Below are 22,404 nucleotides of genomic sequence, written 5' to 3'. Positions count from 1 at the left end.
AATGTTCTAGCCTGTCGAGGTGAGGACGATCGTGCGGGATGCGGCTGCGGTGCAGGAGGTGCAGCGGCTGCGCGCCCAGCTCGAGCGGGTGCAGGGCCGTCGTCTCGATGCCCCGGTGCTGCCCGTCCACCCTGCGATCGGCGAGCTCCTCCCGGGGCGGGGACTCCGTCCGGGAGCGGCGTACTCGCTCGGGCGGTCGATGTCGCTGCTGTTCGCGCTCCTGGCGCAGCCCTCTCAGGCGGGGTCGTGGTGCGGGGTCGTGGGTGTGCCCGGTTTCGGCGTCGAGGCGGCCGAGCGCATCGGTGTCGATCTGTCGCGCCTCGTACTGATCCCCGATCCCGGGCCCCGGTGGCTCGCGGTGACGGCGACCATCGCCGAGGTGCTGCCGGTGGTGGCCGTGCGGCCGCCGTCGCGGGCGAAGGACGCCGACATCGGCCGGCTCGCGGCGCGGATGCGCGAGCGCGGATCGGTGCTCCTCGTGCAGGGACCCTGGCCGCAGACCGAGGCGATGATCGACGTCGACAGCCCCGAATGGTCGGGCCTCGGCGACGGATACGGCATCCTGTCGGGGCGGGAGCTCACCGTCACCGTGTCGAGCCGGCGCTTCCCGGTGCCCCGCAGCAATCGGATGATGCTGCCGGCGCCGGACGGCACCATCGCCCCCGTCGAGAGGATCGTGCGCGAGCAGGCGCCGCCGATGCGGGCGGTGAGCTGATGCCGGCGCGGGGGGCGCCCGCCGTCGCCGAGACCGGCGGCGCGCCGGTGCGCAGCCTCGTCGTGTGGGTCCCGGACTGGCCGATCGTCGCCCTCACCCGCGACGGCACCGACCCGCCCGATGCGGCCCTGACGATCGCGATCTTCGCGAAGGGCATGGTGGTCGCCTGCTCCGCCGCCGCGCGGGCCGAGGGGGTGCGGCGCGGTCAGCGGCGGCGGGACGCGCAGGCGCGCTGCCCGCACCTCGTGGTGGCCGACGCCGATCCGGTGCGCGATCAGCGGGTGTTCGCCCCGCTGATCGCGCAGCTCGAGGACGTCGCACCGGGGGTCCAGCTGCTGCAGCCGGGGCTGTGCGCACTGAAGGCGAGAGGACCGGCCCGCTACTACGGGGGCGAGGCGGCCGCGGCGACGGTGCTCACCGGCATCCTGGGCGACGCGGGCATCGACGACGTGCGGGCGGGCGTCGCCGACGGCCCCTTCACGGCCGAGCAGGCAGCTCGTTCGGGCACGCGCACGGACCAGCCGATCCGTCTGGTGCCGGCGGGGGAGTCGGCGGCCTTTCTCGCGCCCCTGCCGGTGACGGTGCTCGAGCACGACATCGTCGACCTGTTCGCGCGGCTGGGGGTGCAGACCCTGGGGCAGGTCGCCGCGCTCCCGGTGGAACGGCTGATCGAACGGTTCGGCGCCCGCGGGGCGCGGCTGCACGCGCTCGCAGCAGGGGCGGACTCCCGTCCGGTGACGCCGCGCACCCCGCCGCCCGAACTGCACCGGGAGGTCGCCTTCGAACCGCCGCTGGAGCTCGCCGAGCAGGTCGCGTTCGGTGTGCGCGTCGCCGCCGACGAGTTCATCACGGGACTCGGCGCCGTCGACCTCGTCTGCACCGAGCTGCGGGTCGTGGTCACCGGGGAGAGGGGCGAGCGCAGCTCCCGGGTCTGGCTGCATCCGGGAGCGTTCGACGCGTCGGGGGTCGTCGACCGGGTGCGCTGGCAGCTGGCCGAGCAGACCCTGCGCAGCGCCGTCGCCCATGTGCGGCTCGAACCGGAGCGGGTGGATGCCGCAGCCCACCACGCGCGGGCCCTCTTCGGCGGCGGGCCCGACGAGAAGGTGCATCACGCCCTCTCGCGCGTGCAGGCCATGCTGGGCCATCGAGGGGTGGTCACACCGGTCGTCGGAGGCGGCAGGTGGCTGCAGGAGCGGCAGGTGCTCGTGCCGTGGGGCGACCGCGTGGTGCCCGCCGACCGTGCACGGCCGTGGCCGGGGAGCATCCCCGATCCGCTGCCGTCCACGGTCTTCGCCGAGCCGGTGCCGGTGGCGGTGGTCGACGGCGACGGCGACATGGTGGCCGTCGATGCGCGGGGCGAGCCGACGGCGGCGCCGGCGGCCCTGGTGGCAGCGGGGACGACGCGGCCGGTGCAGACGTGGGCAGGGCCCTGGCCGGTCGTGGAGCGGGCGTGGGATGCCGTGAGAGCACGCCACGCGCACCGCTTCCAGGTGGTCGACGTGCACCAGACGGCGTGGCTGCTGGTGTGCGAGGCGGGGGTCTGGCATGCCGAGGGGCGGTACGACTGATGGGCTTCAACAACCCGTCGGTCACCTGGTCGGAGATGGAGCGGGTGCTGAGCGGGCGTCCCGAGCCCGACGGCGGCGACGGTCCCGCGTTCTCGCGCAAGCGCGGGCCGTACGAGCCGACTCCCATCGTGCGTCCCGACGATCCCGTGCCGTACGCCGAGCTGCACGCGCACTCGTCGTTCTCGTTCCTCGACGGCGCCTCCTCGCCTGCCGAGCTCGCCGAAGAGGCCGAGCGGCTCGGTCTGCACGCCCTCGCGATCAGCGACCACGACGGCTTCTACGGCATCGTGCGCTTCGCCGAGGCGGCCGAGCACCTGCAGGTGAAGACCGTCTTCGGCGCGGAGCTGTCGCTCGGCGAGACGGCGGGCCCGCCGGGAGCGGGGCTGCTCGGGGTGCCGCCCGCATCGGCGCCGCGTTCCGCGCCCGCGTCGCCGCGCACCGGCCTTCCCGATCCCGAGGGCACGCACCTGCTGGTCCTGGCCCGGGGAGAGGAGGGCTACCACCGGCTGGCGGCCGCCATCACGCACGCCCAGCTGGCCGGTGCGGAGAAGGGGCGTCCCCACTACGACCTCGCCGACCTGGCCGAGCGCGGCAGGGGACACTGGTCGATCCTCACGGGATGCCGCAAGGGCGCCGTCCGCCGGGCCCTCGCCGACGGGGGACCGGGGGCCGCGGGCGACGAGCTCGACCGGCTGGTCGCGCTGTTCGGGCCCGACGCGGTCGAGGTCGAGCTCATCGACCACGGCAACCCCACCGACACCCGCGACAACGACGCGCTCGCGGCCCTCGCCCGGGACCGCGGCCTGCCGCTGCTGGCGACCAACAACGTCCACTACGCCGTGCCCGAGCGCATGCCCCTCGCAGCGGCCGTCGCCGCGGTGCGCGCCGGGCGCGGCCTCGACGAGCTCGACGGGTGGCTGCCCTCCCACGCCGGCGCGCACCTGCGGTCGGGGGCCGAGATGCAGCGCCGGTTCCGGCGGTACCCCGGCGCCGTCAGCCGCACGGTCGCCCTCGCCGACGAGCTCGCCTTCCCGCTCCGGCGGGCCAAGCCCGCGCTGCCGAAGCTGCCGGTGCCCGAGGGGCACACCCCCATGAGCTGGCTGCGCCACCTCGTGTGGGACGCGGTGCCGCGCTTCTATCCCGACCTCGACGACGACGGGCGGGCACGCATCGAGAAGGAGCTCGGCGTCATCGAGCAGAAGGACTTCCCGGGGTACTTCCTCATCGTCCACGGCATCGTCCAGGAGGCGCGCCGCCGCGGCATCCTCTGCCAGGGCCGCGGGTCGGCCGCCAACAGCGCCGTCTGCTATCTGCTCGGGATCACGGCGATCGACTCGATCTTCTACCGGCTCCCGTTCGAGCGGTTCCTCTCGGCGCTGCGCGACGAGGAGCCCGACATCGACGTCGACTTCGACTCCGATCGGCGCGAGGAGATCATCCAGTGGGTGTACGCCACCTACGGCCGCGACCGCGCCGCGCAGGTCGCGAACGTCATCCAGTACCGGCCCAAGAACGCGGTCCGCGACATGGCGCGCGCGCTCGGCCACTCGCCGGGCCAGCAGGACGCCTGGTCGAAGCAGATCGAGCGGTGGGACGGTCAGTTCGAGACCGCCGACCACGACATCCCCGATCGGGTGCTCGCCTATGCGGGCGAGCTGCTGAAGGCGCCGCGGCACCTCGGCATCCACTCCGGCGGCATGGTGCTCACCGACCGGCCCGTCGGCGAGGTCGTCCCCATCGAGCACGCGCGCATGGAGAACCGCACCGTCATCCAGTGGGACAAGGACGACGCGGCCTGGATGGGGCTCGTGAAGTTCGACCTGCTGGGCCTCGGGATGCTGGCGGCGCTGCAGTACGGCTTCGATCTCATCGACGAAGCGACGGGGGAGCGGTGGGAGCTGGCGACGATCCCGAAGGAGGAGGCCGCCGTCTACGACATGCTCTGCCGGGCCGATTCGATCGGGGTCTTCCAGGTCGAATCGCGCGCGCAGATGGGGCTCCTTCCGCGGCTGCAGCCGCGGCGCTTCTACGACCTCGTGATCGAGATCGCCCTCATCCGGCCCGGGCCCATCCAGGGCGGCGCCGTGCACCCGTACGTGCGCCGCAAGCTCGGACACGAGAAGGTCACCTACGTGCACCCGAAGCTCGAGCCCGTGCTCGAGCGCACCCTCGGCATCCCGGTGTTCCAGGAGCAGCTCATGCAGATGGGCATGGCCGTGGGCGACCTGTCGGGGGAGGATGCCGACCTCCTTCGCCGCGCGATGGGCTCCAAGCGCGGGATCGAGCGGATCGAGTCGCTCAAGCGCAAGCTCTACGAGGGCATGGCCCGGCACGGCCTGGTCGGCCAGGTCGCCGACGATCTGTACGCGAAGATCCAGGCGTTCGCGAACTTCGGCTTCGCCGAGAGCCACTCACTGTCGTTCGGCCTGCTCGTCTACGCGTCGTCCTGGCTGAAGCTGCACTATCCGGCCGCGTTCCTGGCGGCCCTGCTGCGCGCGCAGCCGATGGGCTTCTACTCGCCCGCCTCACTCACCGCCGACGCCCGGCGGCACGGGGTGACCGTCCGCCGCCCCGACATCCACGCCTCGGAGACCGAAGCCGTCCTCGAGCCGGTGGAGGCCCCGCCCCCGGTCCGCCGGACCGCCGAGGAGCATCCCGCACCGGCTCCACCCACCGGGCTCGCGTCGTGCACCGACCGGATCCAGCCGCCGGTGCCCGACTTCGACCCCACCGCGTCCGTGGCGGACGCCGCCCACCGCCGCGACGGCGCCTTCGCCGTGCGGCTCGGTCTGGCCGCGGTGACGGGCATCGGGAAGCCGCTGGCAGACCGCATCGTGGCGGAGCGCGATCGCGGCGGCCCGTTCCGCGACCTCCGCGACCTCGTCCGTCGCACCGGCGCCACCGAGGCCCACCTCGAAGCCCTCGCGACAGCCGGGGCGTTCGAGAGCCTCGGGGTGTCGCGGCGCGAGGGCATCTGGCTGGCGGGGGACGCCGCTCAGAACCGCCCCGAGTTCCTCGAGGGCACGCTCATCTCGGTGCAGCCGCCGCTGTTCCCCGACCAGACCAGCTACGACATCCTCGCCGCCGATCTGTGGGCCACGGGCATCTCGACCGACGACCATCCGCTCACCCACTACCGAGCGCAGCTCGATGCGCGCGGGGTGCTCACCTCGCGCGAGCTCCGCGATCACGAGACCGGGCGGCGGATCGAGGTCGCCGGGCTCGTGACCCACCGGCAGCGGCCGGCGACGGCATCCGGGATCACCTTCGTGAACCTCGAGGACGAGCACGGCCTCGTCAACGTCATCTGCTCGCTGGGCGTCTGGAACAAGTACCGGCGCGTGCTCCGGGACTCTCCGGCGCTCATCGCCCGCGGCATGCTGGAGCGCTCGCCGGAGGGTGTGACGAACCTCCTCGCCGATGCGTTCGAAGATCTCAAAGTCGGCGTGCAGCACCGCTCGCGCGACTTCCGCTGATGCCGATCCGCGCGGTCGCCGTCGGGACGGCCATGAGGCGCTGGGCGAGAGGCTTATCTCCTGTCCCGCCACGAGGTCGACCTCGCGCGCATCGGCGTCGCTCGACTCGCGCCACTCTTCCCGAGGCGAGGGCCCGGCAGCTCGCCGGCGGGAGGGGAGCCGGCGAGCGGCCGCGACGACGGAGTGCCCTCGCAGCACACACACGATGGCCCCCGATCCATGAGGATCGAGGGCCACCGGAAGTCGTGCGAGTTGTGCGCGCTCAGCGCTGCTCGGCGAGCGCGAAACCGACCGCGCCGTCCTCGCTGACGCGGGCGTCGAGCACCCGGTTGTCGAGGGCGACGGTGGCGACCGGGTCCACGAACACCCGCGCGCCGTCGTTCTCGACGACGGTGTCGTCGGACTCGGGGGCGCTGGCCAGATTCAAGGCGTAGCCCTGGTCCGGGGCCACGGCCTCGCTGATGCGGAGGCCTCCGGTCGTGGTGGGGATCTGCTCCGTGAGGGACTTCACGGCAATGGTGGCGTTCTCGGTGAGTGTGAGCATGGTGCTCTCCTTCCGTGGATTGCTGCGGACCGGCCACGATGCCGAGAATCGCGGCGGATCGCAAACGCTGACACACCATGCGGCCCGACTCACACCGGATCCGGAGGTTTTCGGTGCCGCTTGTAGATGATCGACCGTGCAAAAGGGATTGTGGTCAGACCACATGTCGGCCGCGCACCGACTTTTCCCAGGGTCCTCCCAGACGGGCGGAAACTGAGGTCATCGCCCCGGAGCCACCGGAGCAGGAGAACACGAAAGGTCCCGATCATGGCCGTCCCCACCGCCACCCCCGTCCCGCACGGCGGTGCCACCGAAACCCCGGTCCCCACGACCCGCGCACTGCCGATCGCCATCGCGGTCACGCGGATGCTGATGGGCTTCTACTTCCTCTGGGCCTTCCTCGACAAGGTGTTCGGCCTCGGCTTCGCCACTCCCGCCGAGCGCGCGTGGATCAACGGCGGCAGCCCGACCACCGGGTTCCTCAGCAACGCGACCGCGGAGAGCCCGCTCGCGGGCCTGTTCACGGCGCTGGCCGGCGTGCCGCTGGTGGACTGGCTGTTCATGCTCGGTCTGCTCGGGGTCGGCGTCACGCTCCTCACCGGGATCGGCGTGCGCATCGGTGCCATCGCCGGCGTCGCGATGCTCTTCCTCATGTACCTGGCCGAGTTCCCCCTGACACTGACCGGTGCGACCAACCCCCTCATCGACAGCCACATCATCGACATGGGCGTCATGGCGATCGCGTTCTTCGCGGTGCCGACCCAGCGCCTGAGCCTCGCCCGCCCCTGGCGTGCGCTCGTCGGCGACAAGACCTGGCTGTGGTGAGAGCCCGGGTCGCTGATCCCCTGAGCGTCTGACCCCCTGCAGATCCCGCTCCAGCACCCCCGACGACGTCCCCGCGGCCACCCGGCCGTCGGGGACGTCGTCGTCGTGCCGCGTCGCCGAGCGGCTCAGCGGCAGAGCTCGAAGACGTAGGCGGGGTCGCCGGGTACCGTCAGGTCGCGATCGCGCAGGACGAGGGACGCCGGACGCTCCGGGCTCGCGCAGACCTCCGCGAAGGGCGCCGGCAGATTGTCGGTGTACTCGATGCCGATGACCGCGTCGCCGTACACGTCGGTGTAGGCGGAGCACTCGTCGTAGGCGGCGCACTCCTCCGTGATCGCGAAGTCGAAGGCCGCCTCGGAGCGCAGCAGGGCGGCATCCTCGGCCGCGTTCTTCTGACCCGCGGCGAGCCCCGCGCGGTGAGCCGCCCGGACGAGGAGTCCGGCGACGGCGAGGTTGTCCTCGCGCGAAAGCGCGCCGTCGGTGCGCGTGTAGGTGTCCAGGTTGTCGAACTCCACCGCGTCGAAGCCGTCGCGCGCGCACCCCTCGATCCACGGGGACACCACGGCGGCCACGGCCTCGGCGTCGCGGGTGTCGACGATCACCTCGTCGGGCCAGTCGGGATCGATCACGAACTCGCCCGCGGCGTCGCGCAGGAGCAGGTCGGCCGGCCAGTCTGCCGCCTCGCCCGGCTGCGTCTGGAACGCGTTGACGTAGCAGATCGAGTACAGCCGCTCGACGGGCGGGTCGGTGCGGTCGCGCGCGACGATCTGGACCTCGGTGGCCGGCTCGTACGCACCGCCCAGCTGATAGTCGGGGGCGCCGGCGACCGGCGGCGACGCGATGAGCACGGCGGAGGAGGAGGGAGCCGGGGCCCCCTCCGGCGTCCCGGCCGGCGTCCCGTCCGGCGTCGCCCGCGGGGCCGGACCCATCGCGCACCCGGCCAGCGCGAGCGCCGCCGCGACCGCGACGAGTGCGCGGATGCCGCGGCTCACGACGGAGGTGTGGACGTGTCGGCTCATCATCGCGAGCCTAACCCGCGGCCCCGGAGGGCTCGGTGCTTTCTCCCGGTCCGTGCCGCGGACCCCGCTGCGCGAGGAGGAGTTGACTTCGCCCCATGAGCGTCTCGCCGGCCTCGTCGCGCTCGCCGCGCGTGCGGCGCGGCGGCATCGCGGTCTTCCTGGTGATCGCGTTCGGCGTGACCTGGGCGCTGTGGCTGCCGCTGGCGGCGCAGGCGATGTCCACCGGACTCGACCGGATGCCGTGGACGTTCTTCGCCGCCTCGGCGGGACCGCTGTGCGGCGCCCTCGCGGCCTCGGCCTGATCGGGCGGCGGGCCGGGTCTGTCGGCCTGGGGGCGTCGCACGTTCGCGGTGCGCGGCGTCGGCCCTCGCCTTCTCGAGGCCGCGGCCATGCTCGCGCTGTACCTCGCGGCCGGATGGGCCGCCCAGGTGATCACGACCGGCACGTGGCCGGACCCGGCGGCGTTCGGCGTGACCTCGAAGCTCCCCGGGCTGGCGTGGCCTCTCGTCGCGCTGGTGTGGCTTCTGACGTTCGGGGTCGGCGAAGAGGCGGGTTGGCGAGGCTGGCTGTTCCCCGCGCTCTCCGAGCGGCTGTCCCCGCTCCGGGCGGCGCTTCTCGTCGGTGCGGTGTGGATCGCGTGGCACGCGCCGGCGTTCCTGTTCAACCCGACCTACACGGCCATGGGCGCGGGCGCGATCGGCTGGGCGATCGCGCTGCTGTGCGGCTCGCTCCTGCTGTCGTGGATGACCCTTCGAGCCGGCGGCAGCATCGTGCCCGTCCTGGTGTGGCACGCCGGGTTCGACCTGCTGACCGCGGCCGACCAGTCCGCCGGTGCCATCGCCGCGACCATCAGCGCGATCGTGATGGTCCAGGGTGGTGCGGCCGGCGTGCTGCTCTGGCGGCGCGGTCGGCGCCGCACGCCGTAGCGACGGGGGCCGAGGGGCAGCGGCGACCGCCGCAAGGCGCGCCGGCCGGGTCAATGCCGGATCCGTAGAATCGTCCAGGTGATCCCGTTGTTCGACTATGTTCCCGGCATGCCGTGCCCGCATAGTGTCAGTCCGCACCATCCAGACGAGGCCTGATCGCCTGCATTGCAAGGGAGCATGTATGTCCATTTCCGCACGCCGCCGCACCCGAGTGGCGGCCCTCGCGATCGGCGCCGTGGCTGCCATCGCGCTCGCCGGCTGCGCCGCCGGCACCTCGCCCGAGGAGCCCTCGGACGGCGAGCCGGTCGAGATCACCTTCCAGTCGTGGGTGCCCAACATCGACCGCGCCGTCGACGCCTTCAACGACGCGCACGACGACATCCACGTCACGCTCGAGACGATCACCGCCGGACCCGACGGCGGCTACGCGACGATGCTGTCGGCGGTCCAGGCCGGGAACCCCGCGGACGTCGTGCAGCTCGGCTATGACGCGATCCCCGACTTCCTCATCAACGACGCCCTCGAAGACATCACCCCCTACGTCGCCGACTCCGAGGACCTCTTCGTCCCCTGGCAGTGGCAGACCGGGGTGTTCGGCGACAAGGTCTACTCCATCCCGCAGGCGTCCGGTCCGCTCGGCCAGTTCTACCGTGCCGACATCTTCGAGGAGCTCGGCATCGAGTACCCCGAGACCTGGGACGAGTTCTACGAGGCCGCCAAGGTCGTCCGCGCGTCGGACCCGGACCGCTACATCACCGCGTTCGCCTTCAACCAGGCGCCCTGGATGATCGGCCTGGCCCAGCAGGGCGGCGCCAACTGGTTCGTCGCCGAGGACGACGCCTGGTCGGTGTCGATCGACGGCGACGAGACCGCGAAGGTCGCCGAGTTCTGGCAGAAGCTCATCGACGAGGACCTCGTCAAGGTCGAGGCCGACTTCTCCAGCGAGTGGAACGCCGACCTGCAGAACGGCAACATCCTGTCGTGGATCTCGGGCTCGTGGGCCGATGCCATCCTCCGCGGCACGGCTCCCGAGACGAGCGGCTCCTGGGCCGTCGGCGCGCTGCCGCAGTGGAACGCGGGCGAGAACGTGTCGGCCACGTGGGCGGGAGGCTCGGCCAACGCGGTGCTGAAGGGCTCGAAGAACCCCGAGGCCGCGGCCGAGTTCGCCGTGTGGCTCAACTCCAACACCGACAGCGTCAGCATCCTGACCGAGATCGGCGCCGGCTGGCCCTCGATCGTGGACACCGCCGCGATCGCGTCGCTGCAGGACGCCCCCGAGGTGTTCGAGTTCTACGGCGGACAGGACATCTGGGATGTCTTCGCGGAGTCGGACAAGGCCGTCGACACCTCGTGGGCCTGGCCGCCGCTGTCCTCGACGCTGTTCGCCAGCCTGACCGACAACGTCAAGGCCGCCGTCGACGGCGGAACCCCGCTCGTCGACGCGTACGCCGAGACCCAGGCCGACATGGTCGCCGCCCTCACCGAGCGCGGCATCTCCGTCGCCGACTGACACCCGAGGGGGTGGGCCCGCCCGCGCCGGCCCACCCCCTCGCCACCCGGGAGAAGATCCGTGAGCTCCGCCCTCGCCACCCGCCCCCGCCGCCGGCTCCCCGGCGCGGTGTGGGTGCTCATCCTGCCGTTCGCGATCATGTTCGTCGCCTTCTTCGTGGCGCCGATCGTGTACGCGCTCGTGCAGAGCATGTTCACCACGCGCAGCTCCGGCCTCGGCTACGGCGCCCCCGAGACCACGTTCGTCTTCATCGACAACTACGTGCGCGCCCTCTCGGACCCGTCCTTCGTCGAGAGCCTCGGCAGGCTCGTGAGCTTCTCGGCGATCCTCGTGCCGCTGATGGTGCTGACCGCCCTCGGGCTGGCGCTCCTCCTGGACTCCGGGCGCGCTCTCGCCCCCCGCTTCTTCCGGGTCGTCTTCTTCTCGCCGTACGGCGTTCCCGGCGTCGTCGCGACGCTGCTGTGGGGATTCCTCTACGTCCCCGCCACGAGCCCGGTGCTCCAGCTGCTGAGTGCGGCGGGCATCGCATTCGATCCGCTCTCGAGCGGCAACGTGCTCTTCTCCATCGCGAACATCGCGCTGTGGGGATTTGCCGGATACAACATGGTGATCCTCATGGCGGCGCTGAACGCCATCCCGTCCGAGCTGTACGAGGCCGCCCGCGTCGACGGCGCCTCGGGCTGGGCCACCATCTGGCACATCAAGCTGCCGCTCGTGCGACCCTCGATCATCCTCGTGACCGTCTTCACGATCATCGGCACCCTGCAGCTGTTCGTCGAGCCGCTCGTGCTGCGACCGCTCACGACGGCGATCAGCTCGACCTACACGCCGAACCTCGCCGCCTACAACCAGGCGTTCGCGCAGGGGAACCCCAACCTCGCCGCCGCGATGGCCGTGATCGTCGCCCTGCTCGGCTTCGCGTTCTCGTTCGGGTTCCTCCGCCTCGTCAACCGGAAGGGGAGCCGCGCATGGTGACCGTCGACGCCGGTGCCCCCACGGGCGCCACCCGTGCCCTCACCGTGCCCTCGGCGTCGGGAAGGCGACGGCGTCCCGCCCCGCATGCCGCCGGGACGGTGAGCTCCGTCGCGATCAACGTCGCCCTGCTGGTCGCGGCGGTGTACTTCCTGCTGCCGCTCGTGTGGGTGCTGATCGCCGCCACCAAGTCGCCGGCCGACCTGTTCGGCACGTTCGGCCTGTGGTCCTCCGACACCCCGCGGGCGTGGGAGAACCTGGTCGCCCTTTTCACCCAGGACGGCGGCTCGTTCACCCGGTGGGTGCTCAACAGCGTGCTGTACTCCGGCGTCGGGGCCTTCGTCGCCATGGTGATCTCCGCCGCGTGCGGCTACGCGATCGCGAAGTTCCCGTTCCGGGGGCGGGAGCTGCTGTTCTCCGTCATCCTCGGCGGGGTCCTCGTGCCGGCGACCGTCATCGCCCTGCCGCTCTACTTCCTGCTGAACACCGTCGGACTCACGGGCACCTACTGGGCCGTGCTGCTGCCGAGCATGGTGAGCCCGTTCGGCGTGTACCTCGCCCGCATTCATGCCAATGCGAGCGTGCCCGACGAGGTGATCGAGGCGGCCCGGCTCGACGGCGCCGGCGACCTGCGGATCTTCGCGTCGATGGCCAGCCGCATGATGATGCCCGCGCTCGTGACGATCTTCCTCTTCCAGTTCGTCACCATCTGGAACAACTACCTGCTGCCGCTCGTGATGCTCAACGACACCTCGACCTTCCCGGTGACCCTCGGCCTCACGCTGTGGAACGGGCAGACCCAGCGCGACCCGATGTTCTACTCGCTGGTGGTCACCGGCTCCGCCGTGTCGGCGCTGCTGCTGGTCGCCCTGATGACGGGGCTGCAGCGGTTCTGGCGTGCCGACCTGACCGCCGGAGCGACGAAGGGCTGACCCGACCGGCCGCCCTGTGTCGTGCTGTCCGTGGCAAAAGCAGGCTGAGACGACGCACGGGGGCTGTGGGGCCGGATTCGGGTCGATCCGCCCTGCTTTCGCCACGCGAAGCGGGCGGAAGCCGTTGCGCCGGCGGCCGCGCCGGCACGCCCGGCGGTCAGCCCTTGCGGGTCTCGCGGTAGGCGCGGGGGCTCATGCCGTGGGTCCGGCGGAACTGGCGCGAGAAGTAGAACGGATCGTCCAGGCCGATCCGGCGCCCGATCTCGGCGACGGCGAGGGTCGTCGTGTCGAGCAGTTCCCGGGCCCGCGCCATCTTGAGCGCGTTGTGGTGGGCGAGCACGCCGCCGCCGGTGGCCTCCCGGAACAGGGCCGCCAGGTGCGACGGCGACACCCCCACCATCGCGGCCAGCTCCGGCACCTGCACATGCCCGTCGACGCGCTCCTCGAGGTAGCGCATCGCCCGTTCGACAGGGGCGCCCTCGCTGGGGATCACCCGATCCACGGCGAGCTGGGTGAGCAGCCGCCACGCCATGCCCGACGTCGCCAGCAGCCGCACCGGCGTGGTGTCGCGGGCGAGCGAGACGGAGATCTCGTCGAGGAGGGCCGTCACCCTCTCCACGGCCCGCAGCGACAGGGTCACCCGGTCGGGTCGGATGCCGGTGGCCTCCAGCAGTTCGGGCACGTCGGTGCCGCGCACGTGGCACCACCAGATCGTCCAGGGGTCCTCGGCCGAGGCGCCGTAGGAGTGGGGCGTGCCGCCCGGGATGACGATCGCCATCGACGACCCGACCGTGGTGCGGATGCCGGCGGCCTCCACCCATCCGCCGCCGGCGACGCAGACGATGACGATCGTCTCGGCGACGCCGTCGGGACGGTGCCGGCCGTGGTGGTCCGCGTGCGGGAAGTACCCGGCGTCGGTCACGAGCATGCGGCGGGTGACGGGGCGCGCGAGAGCGGCTTCCACCGCAGGACGCGGGACGACGCTCAGCCGCTGCCGGTCGAACCCGTCGGCGCGCTCCGTCGCCGCTGCCGAGGCCCCGGGGGCGCCTGGACTCTCCGTCGCATCCATGCCGGGATTCTGTCACACGATGCCGTCCCCGCGTCACCGTCGGATCGTCCAGGTGCGGTGGGGGATCGCCCATTCCGCCGGCGCGCCGCACCCCATAGTTTTGCCAGGTGATCCCCGACGACGTGTCTCCGAGCCGCATCGAGCTGCCCGACGCCCCCGCCGATCAGGCCGCGATCCTCGAGGCCGGGGGCGTCGCCTGCTGGAGCGAGCCGCTGTGGATCGACACGTACGAGCCGGGGGCGCCCGACCCGTATCCGCTCTTCCTCGACCGCCGGGTGTACCAGGGCTCGAGCGGGCGGGTGTATCCGCTCCCGATGATCGACTCCGTCTCGCACGAGAAGTCCCCGCGGCAGTGGCAGGCGATCCACCTCGAGAACGCCTATGTGCGGCTCGTGCTGCTTCCCGAGATCGGCGGGCGGATCCACATCGGCTACGACAAGGTCGCCGGTTACGACTTCTTCTACCGCAACAACGTGATCAAGCCCGCGCTCGTCGGGCTCGCCGGGCCCTGGATCTCGGGCGGCGTCGAGTTCAACTGGCCGCAGCACCACCGGCCGGCGACGTTCCTGCCGGTCGACTCCCGCATCGCGCGCGAGGACGACGGCGCCGTCGTCGTGTGGCACAGCGACCTCGATCCGCTGCAGCGGATGCGCGGCCTCCACGGGGTGCGGCTGCGTCCGGGCTCGTCGGTGATCGAGCTGGAGGCCGAGCTCCACAACCGCACCGACGTGCCGCAGACGTTCCTGTGGTGGGCGAACGTCGCCGCGAGGGTGCACGAGGAGTACCAGTCGTTCTTCCCCGACGACGTCGCCTACGTCGCCGATCACGCGCGCCGCGCCATCACCGCCTTCCCCCGCGCCGACCGCCCCTACTACGGCGTGGACTATCCGGCGCTCGCCGCCCAGCCGGGGTGCGTCGACGCGGATCGCATCGACATCTACAGCAACATCCCGGTGCCGACCTCGTACATGATCACCGACACCGACGACGACTTCTTCGGCGGATACGACCACGCCGCCGATGCGGGATTCGTGCACTGGGCCGATCGCGCGATCTCGCCGGGCAAGAAGCAGTGGACGTGGGGCGACGGCGAGATCGGACGCGCCTGGGACGACCAGCTCACCGACGGCGACGGGCCGTACGTCGAGCTGATGGCCGGCGTCTACACCGACAACCAGCCCGACTTCAGCTGGCTGCTCCCGGGCGAGACGAAGCGGTTCTCCCAGTTCTGGTTCCCGATCCATGCGACCGGGCCCGTGCGCCAGGCCACGACCGACGCAGCTGTCGGCATCACGGCCGCGGAGGGTGGCACGCGGGTGACGGCGCTCACCACGCGGCCCCGCTGCGGTGTCGCGGTCGTCGTGCGCTGCGGTGGCGACGAGCTCGCCCGCTGGTCGGTCGACCTCGGCCCCGATCGGCCGTTCGCGGGCGTCGTCGGGATCGATCCCGAGACGCCCGGCCTGGAGGTGTCTGTCGAGGATGCCGGCGAGCCCCTCGTGATCTGGCGCTCGCGCGAGGGGCAGGCGCCGCCCGCCGAGCCGTGGCTTGCCACCGCGCCCGATGCGCCCGAGGAGATCGCTTCGGCCGACGAGCTCTACGCGACCGCCGTGCACCTGCTGCAGTACCGTCATCCGTCGCGGTCGGCCGAGCCGTACCTGCGCGAGACCCTCCGCCGCGACCCCGCCGACACGCGCGCGGCGACCGCGCTCGGGGCGTGGCACCTGCACCGCGGCGAGTACGCCGACGCCGCGGCCGTGCTCGACGTCGCGATCGAGCGCCTGACGCGCCGCAACCTCAATCCGCGCGACGGCGAGGCGGTCTACCTGCGTGCGCTGGTCGCCGAGCGCCTGGGTGACGACGAGGGTGCCGACCGCTGGTTCGCGAAGGCGTCGTGGAACGCGGCGTTCGCACCGTCGGCCGCACTCGGTCGCGCGCGGCTGGCGCTGCGGGCCGCTCGGGCGGAAGCGGCGCTGCGCCTCGCACACGCGGCGGGTCCGATCCCGGAGGCACGGCGCCTGGAGGCCCTGGCGCTCGCCCGGCAGGGCTCGCCCGCCGAGGCGGCACGGATGCTCGACGCGCTCGCGGAGGCGGATCCGCTCGATCCCGCTCTCCGCGCGCTCCGTGGGGAGGCCCTCGCGCTCGACGCGAAGATGCCGCTCGAGGTGGGGGCCGAGCTCGCCCGCGCCGGGGCGTACGCCGAAGCTCTCGCGGCCACCGACGTCGTGAGCGACGCCACGCCCGCCGCGGGACTGGCGGGGCCGATCCGCGGCTACCTCCGGGCCCGGTGGCTCGAGCGCACCGGGCGCCCCGCGGAAGCCGCCGCCGAGCGCCGTGCCGCCGCGGCGACGCCGACGGATCTGGCCTTCCCTGCCGGGCTCGACCAGTACGACGCCCTCGTCGCGGCCGTCGCCGCCGTCGATGCGGATGCCGTCGCCGCGGGCCTCCTCGGCATGTGGCTGCTCGACGCCGGCCGCACCCGCGATGCCCTCGTGCGGCTCGGCGCCGCCACGGAGGCGGGATCGACCGATCCGGTGGTGTGGCGGAACCTGGCCATCGCCCTCGTCGTCGCCGCGCACGAGGAGGACGCCGCCGACGCCGCCCTCGCCCGCGCGCTCGAGCTGCGGGCCGACGCCCGGCTCGTGGTCGAGCGGGATGTGCTCGCGGTCCGGCGCGGGCTCGACGCCCGGGAGCGGCTGGCGCTGCTCGAGCGGCATCCGGAGCTGCTCGACCGGCGCGACGACCTCGCCGTGCGCCACGCGGACCTCCTGCTCGACGTCGGACGCGTCGACGAGGCGTGGCAGCTGCTCACCACGCGGCGCTTCCGCCCGTTCGAAGGCGGCGAAGGGCGGGTGATCGCCGCGTTCGACCGCGCCGCGTGCCTGCGCGCCGAGGCGATGCTCGCCGAGCGTCCCGTCGATGCCGCGGCCCTGCTGGAGGCGGGCCTCATGCCGCCGCGGTCGCTGGGCGAGGGAAGGCATCCCGCCGAGCGTCCCGTGCAGCGGTGGGTGCTGCTCGGGCACGCGCGCGCCGCCGCCGGAGACCTCGACGGGGCACGCGCGGCGTGGCGGGCCGCCGTCGCACCGACGCCTCTCGCCGTCGCGCCCCGTGCCGCCGACGCGTCGACCTACTGGCGCGGGGTGGCCCTCGTGCACCTGGGGGAGCGTGCCGCAGCCGAGGCGGAGTGGGCGGCGCTCGATGCCCGCGCGGCGGAGCTGCGTGCAGCCCGCGACGAGGTCGACTACTTCGCCACCTCCGTGCCCGAGCTCACCCTGTTCGATGTCGGCACCGCGTCGGTGCGCGCGGCCGCCGCGGCGGAGCTGGAGCGCCTGGCCGTCGCCGGGCGCGCGTACGAGCCGGCGCCGCCGGGCGGTGTGCTCGCCTCGATCGGAGAGGATGGAACCCGTGGCTGACCGCTATCTGGGCTCCGGGACGATCGAGCGTGACGAACGGCCCCTCACCGGGCCGGTGCCCGCGCACCTGCCGCCGCGGCTGACGATCACGCTGTGGGACTTCTCCTGGTACACGCAGGCCGGTCCCGGTCAGCCGTACGAGGACATCGATACGGCCGTGGCCGATGCGGCGAGCCTCGGCTACAACGCCATCCGGATCTGCGCCGCGCCGCTGCTGCTGTTCGGCGGGCTGGGGCTCGACGACCTCGCCGGTGCGCTCGAGATCGAAGGTCTCGGGGCGGCACCCGGCGGCGGCTTCTACGGTCAGCGCACCCGCTGGTACGACACCCCCGGCGGGTACACGATCGACGTGCGCGCCAGACTGCGCGAGCTGTTCGAGGCCGCCGCCCGCCACGGGATCGCGGTGATCCTCGCCAGCTGGGAGTACCAGCAGTCGCCGGCGTTCGCCGCGTCGCCGCGGTGGTTCGAGGCGATCGACGCCGTCCCGCTGGAGCAGCGCTACCGACTGCTCGCGCGGGCGTGGGACCGGATGATCGAGTGGCTCACGGCCGAGGGACACCGCGCGCGCATCGCCCTCGTCGAGCTGCACAACGAGGTGGACTTCTCGATCCTGCCGGCGCTCGAGGACGGGGGAGCGGACGAGGTCCGGTGGCTGCGGGAGCGGCATCCCGACCTGCTGGTGACCGCCAGCTACGGCAAGCCGCCGCACCTCGACATGCACAGCCTCCCTGAGGGGCTCGGCGCCGCGCAGTTCCACGTGTACAGCTACGGGGTGCTCGACGCGCTGCAGCAGCGGATCGACATCCGCTCGGAGGGGAGCGAGGGGTTCCCGAACGCGGAGCTGCGTGCGCTCCTGCGTGACGACGCACCGCCTGTCGACGCGTACGGGCGTGCGGCGGACTGGAAGTTCCGGGCGACCGTCATCACCGACCAGATGGTCTACGGGTACGACTGGGTCGACCCGCAGAAGTGGGACGCGTGGCTGGTCGAGCACTATCCGCCCTACGAGCACGTGATGGTGCGCGAGATCGCCTCGCGCACCATCGCCATCGCCCGGTGGGCGCGCTGGCAGCAGGTGCCCGCGATCGTCGGGGAGGGGTGGGTCGGCTACACACCGCTCCACGGCGACTTCGAGGAGGGCGGGATCGGCCGCGCGCTCGCCGAGCACGGGGTGCGGACGGCCCTCGCGCACGGCGTGTGGGGAGTGGTGCTGTGCTCCAACGCCGCGCCGCATCACCCGATGTGGGCGCTGCGGGAGTGGCAGGAGGCGCTCAACGCCGAGATCCTCGCCGCCGACGCCCGATAGACTCGGGGAGCCAGCCTCTGTAGCTCAATGGAAGAGCAGTTCCGTCCTAAGGAAACGGTTGGGGGTTCGAGTCCCTCCAGGGGCACCACAGCTCACACAGTCTCGCCTCTCCCCGGCGCGACCGCTCGGGCGACGATGAGCGCGGCGGGGATGTGGCCCGCGGCCAGCGCGGCGGACGAGGCGGCGATCCAGGGGTTGCCGAGCCACCCCGCGGCGCTGAAGAAGACGATCACCGGCAGGATCGCCATCGGGACGGGCACAGTCCACAGCGATCCGTAGAGCGCTGTCAGCGGCCGGCCCGTGAGCAGGTAGCGCACCCAGAGCGCGTAGTAGGCGGCCAGCGCGATAGCGAGGGGAATCAGCCAGCCTGCGGCGACGGTGCCGGGCGCGGTGATCGCGGGCACGACTAGGCAGGCGGCCTGTCCGGCGCGTTCGAGCCACGTCAGGGCGACCGGCACGTGCACGGCGGGAAGAGGCGGGCACGGCGGGAGCCGGATCAGCAGCAGGCTGGGCGCCAGCACGGCGAGCCCGACGGCCAGCCCATACCCGGAGAACCCCACGCCGGGACCGTACCCCGTCGCCCTCGCGCCCGCCCCGGGCGGCGGCCGTGAAAGACCGCCGCCCCGGCTGGCGTCAGGCGGCCGACTCGCCCTTCGTGGCGGCGAGCTCGCGGCCGTAGGCGACGGCTTCGACCTCGGCCTTGGCCTTCAGTGCGGCGGCGGCATCCGCGAAGGCATCGAGCGCCGGGTTCACGCCGACGAGGGTGAACGGGCGCTCGACGACGCGCAGGTCGAGGCCCCAGACGTCCTCGAGCACGCGGCGGAGCCATCCGGTCGAGTGGTCCCAGCCTTCCTTCGGGGTGCCGGGTGCGTAGTTGCCGCCGAGCACGGTGACGAGAGTGGCGGGCTTGCCGCGCAGCGCCGTGCCCTGCGGGTCGATGCGCGGGTCGGTGTAGGCCAGGTCGAACCATGCCTTGAAGTGCTGCGAGACGCCGTAATTGTAGAGCGGCACGGCGAACAGCAGCGCGTCGGCGGCGATGAGCTCGTCGGCGAACGTCGTCGCGAGGCTCAGCGCCTCGCGCTGACGGTCGGTGCGGTCGGCCTCCGCGGCGAACTTCGCGGTGACGACGTCCGCCCAGGCGGTCGCGGGGACCGGGTCGGCGCCGAGGTCGCGACGCGTCACGGTCGAGTCGGGGTGGGCGGCGACCCACTCCTGCTCGACGATGTCGGCGAGCGAACGGCTGGCGCTCGACGCGGGGAGGATGCTGGCATCCAGGCGGAACAGCGACATGACACTCCAATCAAGAAATCCGAGTCGCTAAGAAAAACAGAGCGACTAGCGAGACTCTAGCACGGGTAATCTGGGGTCATGCCCGAGTCGACGACGAATGGTGAGCACGCTGAGTGCGATGCCGCGGTGACGCTCGCCTTCTCGGTGCTGGGCAAGCGGTGGAACGGCATGATCCTGTCGTCGCTGGGCGCGGGCGCCACGACGTTCGTCGGTCTGCGACGCGCCGTGTCCGGCATCAGCGACACGGTGCTGTCGGATCGCCTGGCGGAGCTGACCGCGGCCGGACTCGCCGAGCGCGCGGTCGACGCCGGCCCCCCGATCACGGTGGCGTACGAACTCACCGACGCCGGCCGTCGCCTGCTTCCCGTGCTCGACCAGCTCGGCGCCTGGGCCCGTGAGAACCTCGCCCCCGCCCCCACCCCCGCCCCCTGACGGGCTCGCGCCCGTCTCCGCCGTGCGAATGTGGCGCGACTGAGGGTCAACCGCGCGAGGAGACCCGCTTCTGCGCCACTTTCATCGGGCTGCGGGCGCCGATGGCACGAAGGCTTGCTAGCCATACGACCGGGCCGGCCAGAGGAACGAGTGTGATCAGCAAGATCGAGCCCCAGAGTCCCTCCGTTCGTCGACGTGCGACCAGTACGATCAGCGCAACGCCAGCGAGCAACACGTGGGCCGTGAGCACGCCGGCCCACACGACGTCGATCAGCGTGGGGAGGAGCGGGTTCACCATCGCACACGTTTCCTCATTCAAGGGCCCATCCGGTTCACAAGAGCATCTCATGAATGCCTCCTAGACCGCAGCATCCCCGTGACGGCTCGATCCGGGCGCACGAATGTGGCGCAAATGAGCGTCACATCGCGCGGGGAGCCCCCAGATGCGCCACATTCGCCGAGCGCCGGGCCAGGCGGGGCTCAGGGGCGGGCGGGGAGAGGGGGCCAGACCACCAGCAGGAAGGCGGCGATCGGGCCGAGGAAAGCGGTCAGGAGGAACCAGACCCAGGGTGAGCGGTTGCGGGTGCGGGCCAGCCCGCCGGCGAGGATCGCCACCGACAACCACATGGCCGACACGAGAGTGGTGAGAGAGGTGAGTTCCTGCATCCCTCGACCCTAACCACGCGCGGCGACCGGCCGCGCCGCACGACCGCCGCGGGCCGAGGATCCGTGCTTGTCGGCGCGCGCGACCAGCCGATAGCGTGAGCCTGTTGTCGCGCGCTGCTGGGGAGCGCGGCCGCTTCTGGGGGGAAGCAATGAACGCACTCGCGCGCGCGAAGTCCACGGTCATCACGGTGGCGGCGGTCGCACTGGCCTCGCTGATCGTTTCGGGATCGGCGGTCGCGGCATCGGCGGCCGACACCGCGTCGATCTCGGGCACGGTGCGCGACGAGGGCGCTGCGCCGATCGCCGGCGTTCGTGCCGAGCTGTACGCGGAGATGTCGTGGGGCTGGGGCTATGTCACGAGCACCCTCACGAACGCCTCGGGCGGCTTCTCCTTCCCGGGCCTTCCGTCCGACGACTACACGATCTCCTTCGCCCCGGGCGAGGGTCAGAACTACCTGCCCGAGTGGTGGGACGACAAGCCCGACCGTGACGCGGCTGCGACGATCTCCCTCGCCGGAGGCCACACGCGCACCGGACTCGTCGCCACACTGGCGACCGGCGCCTCGATCAGCGGCACGGTGTCCACCACCTATCTCTCCGGCGGACCGAGCGCGATCGCGGCCGTCTGCGCGGTCGGCCGGACCACCGACGCCAACGCGTGCGACTTCGAGGTGGATGCCGACGGCTCGTACACGCTCGCCGGTCTCCCGGCCGACGACTACACGATCGCGTTCGGCGGCGAGGGCGGCTGCGGCGAGTACGAGGTGGGCGACGAGTGGCTGTGGTCGTGCCGTCGCGCGGTGTACTGGTCGCAGAAGCCCAGTGCGCAGTCGGCCACCGTCCTGACGCTCGCCGACCACGAGCAGCGCACCGGCGTGGACCAGGACTTCGACTACGCCGACGGCGTCCTCATCTACCCGAGGATCACGGGCACGCCGGCAGTCGGCAAGACGCTCACCGCAGCCCGTGGATCCTGGGATGCCGGCACGACGGTGCGTTTCCAGTGGCGGGCGGACGACGTGCCGATCGACGGAGCGACGAGCTCGAAGCTCACCCTCACCGCATCGCAGCTCGGCAAGCGGATCAGCGTGTCCGTCTTCGGCCGCACCCGTCCGGCGGAGACGCCCGACTCCTACGACACATGGGAGAGCACCGGCTGGACCATGGACGACAAGGTCGCCGCGGGGACGCTGGTGGCGGCGAAGCCGGCCGTCTCGGGGACGGTCGCCGTGGGGAGCACGCTCGCGGTGAAGCGCGGCACGTGGTCCCGCGGGACGTCCTTCTCCTACCGCTGGTACGCGAACGGCGTCGCCATCTCGAAGGCGACCGGGTCGACGTTCACGCTGACGAAGGCGCAGGCTGGCAAGAAGATCTCGGTGAAGGTGACGGGGTCGAAGAAGGGGTACGCCTCCCGGTCGGTGACGTCCTCGGCGACGGCGAAGGTGATGACGGCCGGGAAGCCGTCGATCAGCGGGACGGTCGCGGTCGGCAAGAAGCTGACGGCGAAGCCGGGTGCGTGGACGAAGGGGACGACGTTCACCTACCGGTGGTACGCGAATGGGAAGGCCATCAGCAAGGCGACGACCTCGACGCTGAGCCTGTCGTCGTCGCTGCGGGGCAAGAAGATCACGGTGAAGGTCACGGGGAAGAAGTCCGGCTACGCGACGGTGACGAAGGCCTCGAAGACCACCGCCCGCGTCCGCTGACACGCGACCGGAGCACCGTCGTCCCCCCGGACGTCGGT

The 22,404-nt window shown here is 72.3% G+C and carries 20 protein-coding genes and 1 tRNA gene; 14 read left to right on the top strand and 7 right to left on the bottom strand.

Translation table 11 applies throughout. The features are described from left to right. Window positions 1–31: 31 nt before the first annotated feature. Genes QQZ13_RS03795 through QQZ13_RS03785 form a run of 3 tightly spaced genes read left to right on the top strand, consistent with a single transcriptional unit; the run spans window position 32 to window position 5,759 of the window. Window positions 32–715, top strand: coding sequence for a hypothetical protein (locus QQZ13_RS03795; protein ID WP_342395259.1), 684 nt, complete (start codon window positions 32–34; stop codon window positions 713–715). Then, window positions 715–2,283, top strand: coding sequence for a DNA polymerase Y family protein (locus QQZ13_RS03790; protein WP_284527774.1), 1,569 nt, complete (start codon window positions 715–717; stop codon window positions 2,281–2,283). Before QQZ13_RS03795 ends, QQZ13_RS03790 begins: the two co-directional genes overlap by 1 nt. After that, window positions 2,283–5,759: an error-prone DNA polymerase gene (locus QQZ13_RS03785; protein WP_284527773.1), complete on the top strand. Its 3,477-nt coding sequence runs from the start codon at window positions 2,283–2,285 to the stop codon at window positions 5,757–5,759. Before QQZ13_RS03790 ends, QQZ13_RS03785 begins: the two co-directional genes overlap by 1 nt. Before the next feature lie 262 nt (window positions 5,760–6,021). Here the strand turns inward: QQZ13_RS03785 and QQZ13_RS03780 are convergent, their stop codons facing one another. After that, window positions 6,022–6,303: an iron-sulfur cluster assembly accessory protein gene (locus tag QQZ13_RS03780; RefSeq protein WP_284527772.1), complete on the bottom strand. Its 282-nt coding sequence runs from the start codon at window positions 6,301–6,303 to the stop codon at window positions 6,022–6,024. Between the two features lie 267 nt (window positions 6,304–6,570). On the opposite strand from QQZ13_RS03780, the gene QQZ13_RS03775 reads away from it, so the two are divergent. Then, window positions 6,571–7,128, top strand: coding sequence for a hypothetical protein (locus QQZ13_RS03775; RefSeq protein ID WP_284527771.1), 558 nt, complete (start codon window positions 6,571–6,573; stop codon window positions 7,126–7,128). A 125-nt stretch (window positions 7,129–7,253) separates the two neighbouring features. Here the strand turns inward: QQZ13_RS03775 and QQZ13_RS03770 are convergent, their stop codons facing one another. Next, the gene (locus QQZ13_RS03770; RefSeq protein ID WP_284527770.1) at window positions 7,254–8,147 is read right to left on the bottom strand and encodes an endo alpha-1,4 polygalactosaminidase; all 894 of its coding nucleotides are present in this window, start codon (window positions 8,145–8,147) and stop codon (window positions 7,254–7,256) included. A gap of 95 nt (window positions 8,148–8,242) precedes the next feature. Between QQZ13_RS03770 and QQZ13_RS03765 the strand changes: the two genes are divergently transcribed. The 5 genes from QQZ13_RS03765 to QQZ13_RS03745 all read left to right on the top strand — a co-directional run bounded on the left by QQZ13_RS03765 (window position 8,243) and on the right by QQZ13_RS03745 (window position 12,487). Next, entirely contained in the window at window positions 8,243–8,449 is a 207-nt protein-coding gene (locus tag QQZ13_RS03765; protein ID WP_284527769.1) for a hypothetical protein, read from the top strand. An 87-nt stretch (window positions 8,450–8,536) separates the two neighbouring features. Then, window positions 8,537–9,073, top strand: a complete 537-nt coding sequence (locus QQZ13_RS03760) for a CPBP family intramembrane glutamic endopeptidase (protein ID WP_284527768.1) — start codon at window positions 8,537–8,539, stop codon at window positions 9,071–9,073. Between the two features lie 181 nt (window positions 9,074–9,254). Next, a complete protein-coding gene (locus QQZ13_RS03755) occupies window positions 9,255–10,583 on the top strand; it encodes an ABC transporter substrate-binding protein (RefSeq protein WP_284527767.1) in 1,329 nt (442 codons plus the stop codon). A gap of 60 nt (window positions 10,584–10,643) precedes the next feature. After that, window positions 10,644–11,558 carry a carbohydrate ABC transporter permease gene (locus QQZ13_RS03750; protein WP_284527766.1) on the top strand — a complete coding sequence of 305 codons (915 nt, stop codon included), beginning with the start codon at window positions 10,644–10,646 and terminating at the stop codon, window positions 11,556–11,558. Beyond that, a complete protein-coding gene (locus QQZ13_RS03745) occupies window positions 11,552–12,487 on the top strand; it encodes a carbohydrate ABC transporter permease (protein WP_284527765.1) in 936 nt (311 codons plus the stop codon). The genes QQZ13_RS03750 and QQZ13_RS03745 overlap by 7 nt, the downstream gene beginning before the upstream one ends. Before the next feature lie 157 nt (window positions 12,488–12,644). Here the strand turns inward: QQZ13_RS03745 and QQZ13_RS03740 are convergent, their stop codons facing one another. After that, window positions 12,645–13,556 (bottom strand): AraC family transcriptional regulator, encoded by a 912-nt coding sequence (locus tag QQZ13_RS03740; protein WP_284527764.1) that lies wholly within the window; start codon window positions 13,554–13,556, stop codon window positions 12,645–12,647. 107 nt (window positions 13,557–13,663) lie between these two features. Here QQZ13_RS03740 and QQZ13_RS03735 point away from each other — a divergent pair, with 107 nt between their 5' ends. From QQZ13_RS03735 to QQZ13_RS03725, 3 genes are all read left to right on the top strand, one after another. Continuing rightward, window positions 13,664–16,966 carry a DUF5107 domain-containing protein gene (locus QQZ13_RS03735; protein WP_284527763.1) on the top strand — a complete coding sequence of 1,101 codons (3,303 nt, stop codon included), beginning with the start codon at window positions 13,664–13,666 and terminating at the stop codon, window positions 16,964–16,966. Then, window positions 16,959–18,272: a cellulase-like family protein gene (locus QQZ13_RS03730; RefSeq protein WP_284527762.1), complete on the top strand. Its 1,314-nt coding sequence runs from the start codon at window positions 16,959–16,961 to the stop codon at window positions 18,270–18,272. Before QQZ13_RS03735 ends, QQZ13_RS03730 begins: the two co-directional genes overlap by 8 nt. Before the next feature lie 13 nt (window positions 18,273–18,285). Then, window positions 18,286–18,360 (top strand) — tRNA-Arg (locus tag QQZ13_RS03725). 4 nt (window positions 18,361–18,364) lie between these two features. Here the strand turns inward: QQZ13_RS03725 and QQZ13_RS03720 are convergent. Both QQZ13_RS03720 and QQZ13_RS03715 read right to left on the bottom strand, forming a co-directional pair. Next, window positions 18,365–18,832: a hypothetical protein gene (locus tag QQZ13_RS03720; RefSeq protein ID WP_284527761.1), complete on the bottom strand. Its 468-nt coding sequence runs from the start codon at window positions 18,830–18,832 to the stop codon at window positions 18,365–18,367. 73 nt (window positions 18,833–18,905) lie between these two features. After that, window positions 18,906–19,562, bottom strand: coding sequence for an FMN-dependent NADH-azoreductase (locus QQZ13_RS03715; protein ID WP_284527760.1), 657 nt, complete (start codon window positions 19,560–19,562; stop codon window positions 18,906–18,908). 78 nt (window positions 19,563–19,640) lie between these two features. Here QQZ13_RS03715 and QQZ13_RS03710 point away from each other — a divergent pair, with 78 nt between their 5' ends. Next, window positions 19,641–19,994 (top strand): helix-turn-helix domain-containing protein, encoded by a 354-nt coding sequence (locus QQZ13_RS03710; protein WP_284527759.1) that lies wholly within the window; start codon window positions 19,641–19,643, stop codon window positions 19,992–19,994. 46 nt (window positions 19,995–20,040) lie between these two features. On the opposite strand, the gene QQZ13_RS03705 is transcribed toward QQZ13_RS03710, so the two are convergent. Both QQZ13_RS03705 and QQZ13_RS03700 read right to left on the bottom strand, forming a co-directional pair. Further along, window positions 20,041–20,292, bottom strand: a complete 252-nt coding sequence (locus tag QQZ13_RS03705; RefSeq protein ID WP_284527758.1) for a hypothetical protein — start codon at window positions 20,290–20,292, stop codon at window positions 20,041–20,043. A gap of 182 nt (window positions 20,293–20,474) precedes the next feature. Beyond that, a complete protein-coding gene (locus QQZ13_RS03700) occupies window positions 20,475–20,660 on the bottom strand; it encodes a hypothetical protein (RefSeq protein ID WP_284527757.1) in 186 nt (61 codons plus the stop codon). A 149-nt stretch (window positions 20,661–20,809) separates the two neighbouring features. Between QQZ13_RS03700 and QQZ13_RS03695 the strand changes: the two genes are divergently transcribed. Continuing rightward, window positions 20,810–22,366, top strand: coding sequence for a carboxypeptidase regulatory-like domain-containing protein (locus QQZ13_RS03695; RefSeq protein ID WP_284527756.1), 1,557 nt, complete (start codon window positions 20,810–20,812; stop codon window positions 22,364–22,366). Window positions 22,367–22,404 lie beyond the last annotated feature (38 nt).

The sequence above is a fragment of the Microbacterium sp. T2.11-28 genome, from assembly GCF_950097975.1.
GTDB lineage: Bacteria > Actinomycetota > Actinomycetes > Actinomycetales > Microbacteriaceae > Microbacterium.
The sequence above is the reverse complement of the archived record's forward strand: the minus strand, read 5'-3'. Positions and strand labels throughout refer to the sequence as shown.

Excerpts from the sequence above, each read along its gene's own strand:
- QQZ13_RS03790 (WP_284527774.1), top strand. The coding sequence starts at position 715 with ATGCCGGCGCGGGGGGCGCCCGCCGTCGCCGAGACCGGCGGCGCGCCG.
- QQZ13_RS03785 (WP_284527773.1), top strand. The coding sequence starts at position 2,283 with ATGGGCTTCAACAACCCGTCGGTCACCTGGTCGGAGATGGAGCGGGTG.
- QQZ13_RS03780 (WP_284527772.1), bottom strand. The coding sequence starts at position 6,303 with ATGCTCACACTCACCGAGAACGCCACCATTGCCGTGAAGTCCCTCACG.
- QQZ13_RS03775 (WP_284527771.1), top strand. The coding sequence starts at position 6,571 with ATGGCCGTCCCCACCGCCACCCCCGTCCCGCACGGCGGTGCCACCGAA.
- QQZ13_RS03770 (WP_284527770.1), bottom strand. The coding sequence starts at position 8,147 with ATGAGCCGACACGTCCACACCTCCGTCGTGAGCCGCGGCATCCGCGCA.
- QQZ13_RS03765 (WP_284527769.1), top strand. The coding sequence starts at position 8,243 with ATGAGCGTCTCGCCGGCCTCGTCGCGCTCGCCGCGCGTGCGGCGCGGC.
- QQZ13_RS03760 (WP_284527768.1), top strand. The coding sequence starts at position 8,537 with ATGCTCGCGCTGTACCTCGCGGCCGGATGGGCCGCCCAGGTGATCACG.
- QQZ13_RS03755 (WP_284527767.1), top strand. The coding sequence starts at position 9,255 with ATGTCCATTTCCGCACGCCGCCGCACCCGAGTGGCGGCCCTCGCGATC.
- QQZ13_RS03745 (WP_284527765.1), top strand. The coding sequence starts at position 11,552 with ATGGTGACCGTCGACGCCGGTGCCCCCACGGGCGCCACCCGTGCCCTC.
- QQZ13_RS03740 (WP_284527764.1), bottom strand. The coding sequence starts at position 13,556 with ATGGATGCGACGGAGAGTCCAGGCGCCCCCGGGGCCTCGGCAGCGGCG.
- QQZ13_RS03715 (WP_284527760.1), bottom strand. The coding sequence starts at position 19,562 with ATGTCGCTGTTCCGCCTGGATGCCAGCATCCTCCCCGCGTCGAGCGCC.
- QQZ13_RS03710 (WP_284527759.1), top strand. The coding sequence starts at position 19,641 with ATGCCCGAGTCGACGACGAATGGTGAGCACGCTGAGTGCGATGCCGCG.
- QQZ13_RS03705 (WP_284527758.1), bottom strand. The coding sequence starts at position 20,292 with ATGGTGAACCCGCTCCTCCCCACGCTGATCGACGTCGTGTGGGCCGGC.
- QQZ13_RS03700 (WP_284527757.1), bottom strand. The coding sequence starts at position 20,660 with ATGCAGGAACTCACCTCTCTCACCACTCTCGTGTCGGCCATGTGGTTG.
- QQZ13_RS03695 (WP_284527756.1), top strand. The coding sequence starts at position 20,810 with ATGAACGCACTCGCGCGCGCGAAGTCCACGGTCATCACGGTGGCGGCG.